Annotated in this window: 2 protein-coding genes; both read right to left on the reverse strand. The window is 71.8% G+C overall.

The window, feature by feature from the left end; translation table 11 throughout:
* Positions 1-73: 73 nt before the first annotated feature.
* A complete protein-coding gene (locus NP777_RS44710) occupies positions 74-6,682 on the reverse strand; it encodes a type I polyketide synthase (protein WP_256655944.1) in 6,609 nt (2,202 codons plus the stop codon).
* Between the two features lie 47 nt (positions 6,683-6,729).
* A partial coding sequence (locus NP777_RS44715) for an SDR family NAD(P)-dependent oxidoreductase (RefSeq protein ID WP_256655945.1) occupies positions 6,730-9,216 on the reverse strand: 2,487 nt, incomplete at its 5' end.

A 9,216-nucleotide genomic window follows, 5' to 3' on the forward strand; every position in this document is an offset into this window, starting at 1 on the left:
GGTCCAGCGGTCCTGGTCCAGCGGTCCTGGCCCAGCGGTCCTGGTCCAGCGGTCCTGGCCCAGCGGTCCTGATTCATCGGAGACTGTCGTCGGAGGGGACGGTCAGCTCGTTGTCGAGCGCCTGGAACAACTCCTCGTCGCTGGCCGACGCCAGATCCTCCTCGGCGTCGTCGTCGCCATCCGCGTCCTGCCACGGGCCGTCCGCCTTGCGCAGCAGTTCGCGCAACCGCGCCGCGATCCGGGCCCGCTGCTCCCGGTCGGCGATCCCCCCGGTCAAGGCGGCGTCGAGGGAGTCGAGGCCGGTGAGGAGCGAGTCCGCGGCCGCCACCCCGGCCGGGACCAGGAACTCCTCCAGCAGCCGCACCACCGCGGTGGGCGTGGGGTGGTCGAAGACCAGCGTGGCGGGCAGTCGCAGACCGGTGGCGGCGCCCAACCGGTTGCGCAGCTCCACGGCGGTCAGCGAGTCGAAGCCCAACTCCCGGAAGTTCTGGGCGGGGTGGATGGCATCCGCCGTGTCATGGCCCAGCACCCTCGCCGTGGCATTGCGCACCAGCTTGAGGAGCGCCTGCTGCCGCTCCTCCCCGGACATGGCGGCGAACGCCTCCGCCGGTGCCGCCCCGCCCGAGGCGACGGCTCCGCTTGCCGCCTGCGGGGTGGCGCCGCGCACCAGGCTCCTGAAGAGGGGCGGCAGATCGTCGGCGTGGGCCTCACGTCGCATGGTGGCGAGGTCGAGCCGGATGGGCGCCAGCGTCGGCAGGCCGCTGTCGAGCGCGATGTCGAGCAGTGCGAGACCCTGTTCGGTCTCCAGCCCCACCATCCCGGCCCGCGCGAGCCGTGCCCGGTCGGTGTCCGTCATCCCCCCGGTCATCCCGGTGGTCCGGGCCCAATATCCCCAGGCCAAGGAGGTGGCGGGCAGGCCCTGGGCATGCCGGTGCACGGCGAGCGCGTCCAGGAAGGCGTTGGCCGCCGCGTAGTTGCCCTGCCCCGCGGCGCCCAGCAGCCCGGCGGCCGCGGAGAACAACACGAACGCCGACAGCCCGGCGTCACGGGTGAGCTCATGCAGATTCCACGCCGCGTCGGCCTTCGTCCGCAGCACCTCATCGAGCTGATCGGGCGTGAGCGCCTCGACCGTGGCATCGCGCAGCAACCCGGCCGCGTGGACGACGGCGGTGAGCGGATGGCGGTCGGGAACTGTCTCCAGCAGCTTGGCCAGGGCGGCCCGGTCGGCCGCGTCACACGCCACGATGGAAACGTGTGCGCCGAGCTCGGTCAGCTCGGCCGCCAGCTCCGTGGCCCCCGGGGCATCGGGGCCCCGGCGGCTGATGAGCAGCAACCGCCGTACGCCGTGGCGGGCCACCAGATGGCGGGCGGTGGCGGCGCCGAGGGTACCCGTGCCACCGGTGATGAGGACCGTGCCCTCCGGGTCGAGGGCGGTGGGAAGCGTCAGCACGATCTTGCCGATGTGGCGGGCCTGGCTGAAGTAGCGGAACGCCTCGGGGGCCCGGCGGATGTCCCACAGCGTGGTGGGCAGCGGCCGCAGCGTCCCGTTCTCGAACAGTGTCGACAACTCGGCCAGCATCCGCTGGATACGGTCCGGACCCGCGCCGCCGACCAGGTCGAACGCGCGATAGACGACCCCCGGATGGCGTGCGCCGACCTCCTCGGGGTCGCGGATGTCGGTCCGGCCCATGTCGATGAAGCGACCATCGGGGGCCAGCAGCCGCAAGGACGCGTCCATGAAGTCACCGGCCAGGGAGTTGAGCACCACATCGACGGATCCGGCCGCGGCGCGGAACCGCTCCTCGAAGTCGAGGGTGCGCGAGGAGGCGATATGACGGTCGTCGAAGCCGCGCTCCCGCAGGGCGTGCCACTTCGTGGGTCCCGCCGTGGCGTACACCTCGGCCTTCCAGTGGCGCGCCAGTTGCACGGCCGCCAGACCCACCCCACCGGTGGCGGCGTGCAGCAGCAGCTTCTCCCCGGCCCGCAGCCCCGCGAGATCGGCGAGTCCGTAGTAGGCCGTGAGAAAGGCGGACGGCGTGGTGGCCGCCTGCGCGTAGGACCACCCCGTGGGGATCCTGGTGATCATCCGTACGTCGGTGACGACCAGCGGACCGGTGCCGTTGAACAGGCCCATGACCCGGTCGCCCACCGTGAACTCATCGGTCCCGGGCCCCACTTCGACGACCACGCCCGCACCGTCGCCGCCCAGTGGCCTCGGATCCTCCACCATGCCCAGCGCCACGACGACGTCATGGAAGTTCACCCCGCCGGCCCGAAGCGCCACCCGGACCTCGCCCCGGGCCAGCGGGCGGGTGTTGTCCGGGCAGTCGACCAGCGCCAGCTGGTCCAGGCTGCCGTGGCCGGTCAGCCCCAGACGCCATGTGGCCGACCCCTCCGGCGGGGTGAGCCGCTTGGCCGCGTCGTCGTGGACCAGCCGCGGTACGTACGCCACCCCGTCGCGCAGTGCCAACTGGGGCTCGCCCGAGGCGACGGCGTCGGCCAGGGCCCCTAGCGAGGCGTCCCGTGCGTCGAGGTCGAGCAGCAGGACCCGGCCGGGGTTCTCCGACTGGGCGCTGCGCACCAGACCCCATACGGCGGAGGCGGGCAGATCGTGGACATCGCCATGGCTCTGCGGGGCGACCGCCCCACGGGTGACCACCGCCAGCCGGGCGTCGGTGAATTCGGGCGCGGCGATGAACTCACGCAGCACCCCGAGGGCCTCCCTGCCCAGCTCATGGGTGCTTTCCACCGGATCGCCCCGGCCACCGGCGGGGGAGCCGAAGAAGGCGAACACCACATCGGGGGCCGGGACCCCATCCGCCACGGCAGCCCGCAAGGCGGCGAGATCCGGGAGGTGGGAGGCGCCGGACAGCGCATCGGCCAGGGGACCGCCATCCGGATGGCCGATCACGGCCGAACGGCACGCGGGGGCGCCCTCGGCCGGTGTCATCCGCGTCCAGGCCAGCCGGAACAGCGAGTTCCTGCCCGCCGCCCGCGCCCGCCCCAACTGCCCGTCCGGCACCGGGCGCAGGATCAGATCGTCCACGACGGCCACCGCCGCGCCGGTGGGATCGGCCGCCAGCAGGGTGAGCCGGTCCGGCGCCGTCGGGGTGATGCGGATCCGCAGGGTGTCCGAGCCGGTGGCGCGCAGCCGCAGACCACTCCAGGTGAACGGGAGCAGGATCCGGTGCGCGTCCTCGGAGTCGGGGGCGACACCGAGGGCACGGGCGTGCAGCGCGGCGTCGAACAGGGCGGGATGGATGCCGTACGCGGCCGCGCCCTCGCGCTCCCCTTCGGGCAGGGACACCTCGGCGTAGACATCGCGGTTCAGCCGCCACGCGGCGGTGAGGCCCTGGAAGGACGGTCCGTAGTGGTATCCATGGTCGGCGAGTTGCCGGTAGAAGTCCTCGACGGGCAGCGGTGTCGCCCCGGGAGGCGGCCAGGCGCCTTCCAGGGCAAGGGAGTTGGACGCGACGGAGGTGGCGAGTGCCCCGGTGGCATGCCGGGTCCAGGCCGTGTCGCCCGTGTCGGTCGCCGGCCGTGAATGCACTGTGATCGGACGCTCGCCGGTGTGATCGGGAGCGGCCACGGCGATCTGCATATCGACCGCCTCGCCCTGCGGAATCACCAGCGGCGCGTGCAGGGTCAGCTCCGCCACATGGTCACAGCCGGTCCGCGCGGCCGCGTGCAGGGCGAATTCGGCGAAGGCGGTGCCCGGCAGCAGGACGGTGTCCAGCACGCGGTGGTCGTTCAGCCACGGATGGGTCCGCGGCGACAGCCGGCCGGTCAGCAGATGGGTGCCGCCCTCCGCGAGTTCCACGACGGCGCCGAGCAGCGGATGCTCGGCGGACCCCAGCCCGAGGTCGCCCGGGTCGCCACTGTGGCCACCCCGCCCGTCCAGCCAGTACCGACGCCCCTGGAAGGCGTAGGTGGGCAGGTCGATGGCGCGGGGTGCGGGGTCGGCGGGGAACCAGCGGGTCCAGTCGACCTCGACCCCTGCGGTGAACGCCTGCGCCACCGAACGCATCAGCTGGGCGTGGTCACCGTGGTCCCGGCGCAGGGTCGGCACCGCGGCCGCGGGCACACCGGCTTCCTCGAAGGTCTCCTGCATGCCGATGGTGAGGACGGGGTGGGTGCTGGCTTCGATGAATACGCGGTGGCCGTCGTCGAGGAGTGCTCGTATGGCGTCGGCGAAGCGCACTCGTTCGCGGAGGTTGTTGACCCAGTAGGCGGTGTCGAGCTTGCTGGTGTCCATACGGGCGCCGGTGACGGTCGAGTAGAACGCCACCTCCGCCTGGACGGGCTCGATCCCCGACAGGAGCTCCCTCAACTCGTCTGCGATTTCGTCTACTTGGGTGCTGTGGGAGGCGTAGTCGACGTCGATGAGTCGGGCGCGGTGGCCTGTTTGTTCGCATGTGGTGATGGTGTGGGTGACTTGGTCGGGTGGTCCGGAGATGACGGTGGATCCGGGTCCGTTGACGGCGGCGATGCCCACCCCTTCGGCGGTTTCGCCGAGGTTGGTGAGGAGTTCTTGGGCTTGTTTTTGGCTGAGGGTGAGGGAGGCCATGGCGCCGTGTCCGGTGAGTTGGCGGAGGGCGTGGGCGCGGAGGGCGACGATGCGGGCGCCTTCGTCGAGGGAGAGGGCTCCGGCGACGCAGGCGGCGGCGATTTCGCCTTGGCTGTGGCCGACGACGGCGGTGGGGGTGACGCCGTGGTGGTCCCATACGGTGGCGAGGGAGATCATGACGGCCCATAGGACGGGTTGGACGACGTCGACGCGGGCGAGGTCGGTGGTGTTGACTCCGCCGCGGAGGACGTCGGTGAGGGACCAGTTGATGTGGGGGGTGAGGGCTTGTTCGCATTCGGTGATGCGGGTGGCGAAGGCGGGTGAGGTGTCCAGGAGTCCGGCGCCCATGCCGAGCCATTGGGAGCCCTGGCCGGGGAAGACCAGGACCGGGCCCATGCCGCTCGTTCCGGGGCGGCCGCTGGTGGTGGTGTTTGGTTCGATGATGGTGGGGTGGGTGTCGCCGGTGGCGAGGGCGTTGAGTCCGGTCAGGAGTTCGTCGCGGTGTTCGCCGACGATGACGGCGCGGTGGTCGAAGACGGATCGGGTGGCGATGAGTGACCAGCCGACGTCGGCCGGTGATGCCTCGGGGTCGGTGGCCACCCGCTCGGCCAGCGCCCGTGCCTGACCGCGCAGCGCCTCGGCGCCGCGTCCGGATACTACCCACGGCACTACACCACCCGCCGAGACACCATCCCCCGACGTGTCCGGCGCGGGGGCGGACTCGACCGGTTCGGGGGCCTGCTCAAGGATGAGATGCGCGTTTGTACCGGAGATCCCGAACGCGGACACACCGGCCCGGCGCGTCCGCTCGCCACGCGGCCACGCCACCGGCTCGGTCAGCAGCCGTACCGCACCCGACGCCCAGTCGGCGTGTGGCGTCGGCTCGTCGATGTGCAGCGAGGCCGGCAGCAACTCGTGCCGCATCGCCATCACCATCTTGATCACACTGGCCGCACCGGCGGCGGCCTGCGTATGCCCCAGGTTTGACTTGATGGAGCCCAGCCACAGCGGCCGGTCCTCCGGCCTGCCCTGACCGTACGTGGCCAGCAGCGCCTGCGCCTCGATCGGGTCGCCGAGCGTGGTCCCGGTGCCGTGTCCGTCGACCGCGTCCACCTCGGCGGTGGACAGCTGCGCGTTGGCCAGGGCCTGCCGGATCACCCGCTGCTGCGAGGGCCCGTTCGGCGCCGTCAGACCATTGCTGGCCCCGTCCTGGTTCACCGCGGAACCCCGGATCACCCCGAGGACACGGCGGTTGCGGCGCTGCGCCTCACACAGGCGCTCCAGGACGATCAAGCCGGCGCCCTCGCCCCACCCGGTACCATCGGCGGCCGCCGCGAACGGCTTGCAGCGGCCGTCCGGGGCCATGCCACGCTGGCGGGAGAACTCGATGAACGCGCCGGGCGTCGCCATCACGGCCACGCCACCGGCCAGGGCCAGATCGCATTCGCCGTTGCGCAGTGCCTGACACGCCAGGTGGATGGCGACCAGCGACGAGGAACACGCGGTGTCCACCGTGACCGCCGGACCCTCGAGACCGAGCGAGTACGCCACCCGCCCGGACACCACACTGCCGAGGTTCCCGGCGCCGACATAGCCCTCCACCTCGCTGGTGATGTCGCCGATGACCGACAGATAGTCGTGCGAACCCACCCCGGCGTACACCCCGGTGTTGCTGCCGCCCAGCGACGCCCGGTTGAGCCCGGCGCGTTCGAACGCCTCCCACGCGGTCTCCAGCAGCAGCCGCTGCTGGGGGTCCATGGCCTGGGCCTCGCGGGGGCTGATGTCGAAGAAGGCCGCGTCGAAGGCGGTCGCGTCGTAACAGAATCCGCCCTGGTCCACATAGGACTTCCCATAGCTTTCGGGATCCGGGTCGAACAGCTCCTCAACGCCCCAACCCCGGTCCGTGGGAAACCCGGAGACGGCGTCCTCGCCGTCCCGCACCAGCCGCCACAGCTCCTCCGGCGATCGCACCCCGCCCGGATAGCGGCAGGCCATGCCCACGATCGCGATGGGCTCCGGCTCGGCGGACTCGGCCTCCCGCAGCCGCTCACGGGTCTGGCGCAACTCGGCCGTAACCCACTTGAGGTGGTCGAGCAGCTTCTCTTCGTTCGACATCTAGCGGAGGCTCCTTGGCGCGTCGCGGAGGATGGGGGTCATCGGGCTCACGACTTTCCGAGCTCGTCGGACTTTCCGAACTCGTCGGAGATGAGGTCGAAAATGTCTTCTGCCGTCGCCGTCTCGAGCTCGCTGTGGGCCGCGGAACGCTCCGTTTCCCGTTCCGTGTCGCTCCACTTGGCCAGCAGCAGCCGCAGTCGCCCGGTGATCCGGCGACGGGCCGCCTCGTCCACCGTCGAGGGCTCCGATGCCGCGTCCCACCGGTCGAGCTCCGACAGCAGATGTCCCTCGGAGGTGAGCTGCCCCTCGACGAGCCGCTCGCGCAGATAGTCGGCCAGCTCCTTGGGGGTGGGGTGGTCGAAGACCAGGGTGGGCGGAAGGTCGAGACCGGTGGCGGCGGAGAGCCGATGCCCGAATTCGACGGCGGTGAGGGAGTCGAACCCCAGCTCCTGGAACGGCTGGGCGGGTGGGATCGCGTCGATGGTGGGATGGCCGAGGATCGCCGCCGCATGCGTCTGGAGGTGATGGAGCAGGAGCTGATGCTGCTGGGCGGGGGTGCCGGTGGCCAACTGCCGCTGAAGCGAGCCGCTCGACGCCGCGTCGGCGTCCGGGGCGGCATCGATGCCGGGCGACGCGTCCGTGGCGGCCAGGTCGGACAGCAGTGGGCTGGGCCGCTGCGCGGTGAAACCGGCCGGGAACCTCGCCCAGTCGATGTCCGCGATGGTGATCGTGGTGTCGCCGTGGTCCAGGGAGTGCTGGAGCGAGGCGATGGCGAGGTCGGTGTCCAGGGGGCGCATTCCGCGCCGGTGGTAGTAGTCGACGACGGCCTCGTCGGCGGCCATGCCCGCATCGCTCCACGGCGCCCACGCGAGGCTGGTGGCGGGGAGCCCACGGGCGCGGCGGTGCTCGGCGAGGGCGTCGAGATAGGCGTTGGCGGCGGCGTACGAGGGCTGTCGGCTACCGCCCCACGCGGCCGCGCCGGACGAGAAGAGCACAAAGGCGTCCAGGTCGAGATCCTCGGTGAGCTCATGGAGATGGGCGGCCGCGAGCGCCTTGGGCCGCAGCACCGCCTCGATCCCTGGAAGGTCCAGTTCGGCGAGCGGCGTGTTCTCCGGGAGCCCGGCGGCGTGGACGACGGCGGTGAGGGGGTGTTCGGCGGGAATGGTGCCGAGAAGCTGCTGGAGCGCGGCGCGGTCGGATACGTCGCAGGCGGTGACGGTGATGGTCGCGCCCAACGCGGTGAGTTCTTCGCTGAGTTGGGTGGCGCCGGGCGCGTCGGGTCCCGAGCGGCTGACGAGGTGGAGACGGGGCGCGCCCTGGCGCGCGAGCCAGCGGGCCACATGGGCGCCGAGCCCACCGGTGCCACCGGTGATCAGGGTCGTACCGGTGGGCCGCCACGCGGTGGGCGTGGTGTCCGGGGAGGCGGCGCGCTCCAGTCGGCGGGCCAGGGCGGTGGCGCGGATCGCCACCTGGTCCTCGGGCTGGCCGGGCGTCAGTACGGCGGCGATACGGGCGGGGGTACGGGCGTCCACGTCGGCCGGGAGGTCGATGAGACCGCCCCAGAGGTGGGGGTGTTCCAGCGCCGCGACTCGGCCCATACCCCAGAGCTGGGCCTGGTGCGGGTGGGGGAGTGGATCGGTGGCGGTGGCGGCCACCGCACCCTGGGTGACACACCACAGGGGCGCGATGAGCGGCGTCTGGCCGAGGGCCTGGACAACGGCGACCGTGGCGGCCAGCCCGGTGGGGACGGCCGGGTGGTCGGGGTGGGGCGTCTGGTCGAGCGCGAGCAAGCTCAGAATGCCCTCGGGTGTGCTGCCGTCGGGGAGGTGTGACAGCAGCGGGGCGAGGGCGTCGCGTCGGGCGTCCGCACCGTCGAGCGACAGGACTTCATGGGCGGCGCCATGGGTGTCCAGCGCCCGGACGGTGGCATCGACGGCCGGGTGCTCCTCCAGCCCGGCGGGCACGAGCAGCAGCCAGGTCCCGCTGAGCGTCGGCGCGGTGGCGGAGTCCGGAAGCTGTTTCCATGTGGCCCGATAGCGCCAGGAGTCGATGGTGGAGCGTTCACGGTGTTGCCGTCGCCAGGCGGACAGTACGGGGAGGGCGGGCAGCAGGGCATCGATGCCGGGGCTGTCCTTGTCCAGTTGGAGTGTGCTGGTGAGGGAGTCGACATCCAGCTCCTCGATGGCGTCCCAGAGCCTGGCCTCGGCCGGGTGGTGGCCGTTGAGACGACCGTCGGCGCGCGGAACGGGCGGGGCGAGCCAGTAGTGGTGGTGTTGGAAGGCGTAGGTGGGGAGGTCGATGGTGTGGGGGGTGGGGGTGGCGGGGTACCAGCTGGTCCAGTCGACGTCGATACCGGCGGTGTGCAGCCGGGCGAGGGTGTGGGTGAGGGCGTGGGTGTCGGGTTGTTTGTGGGTGAGGGTGGAGGTGATGAGGGGGGTTGGGTGGTTGGTGGGGTTTTTGGTGGTGTGGTGGTGGAGGGTGTGGTGTGTGGCGGTGGTGAGGATGGGGTCGGGGCTGAGTTCGAGGTAGGTGCT

This window comes from Streptomyces rugosispiralis, from assembly GCF_024505145.1.
In the GTDB taxonomy this organism is placed as follows: Bacteria; Actinomycetota; Actinomycetes; order Streptomycetales; family Streptomycetaceae; genus Streptomyces; species Streptomyces rugosispiralis.

What these genes read in the sequence shown, in the direction of transcription:
- NP777_RS44710 (WP_256655944.1), bottom strand. Translation starts at nt 6,682, where the DNA reads ATGTCGAACGAAGAGAAGCTGCTCGACCACCTCAAGTGGGTTACGGCC.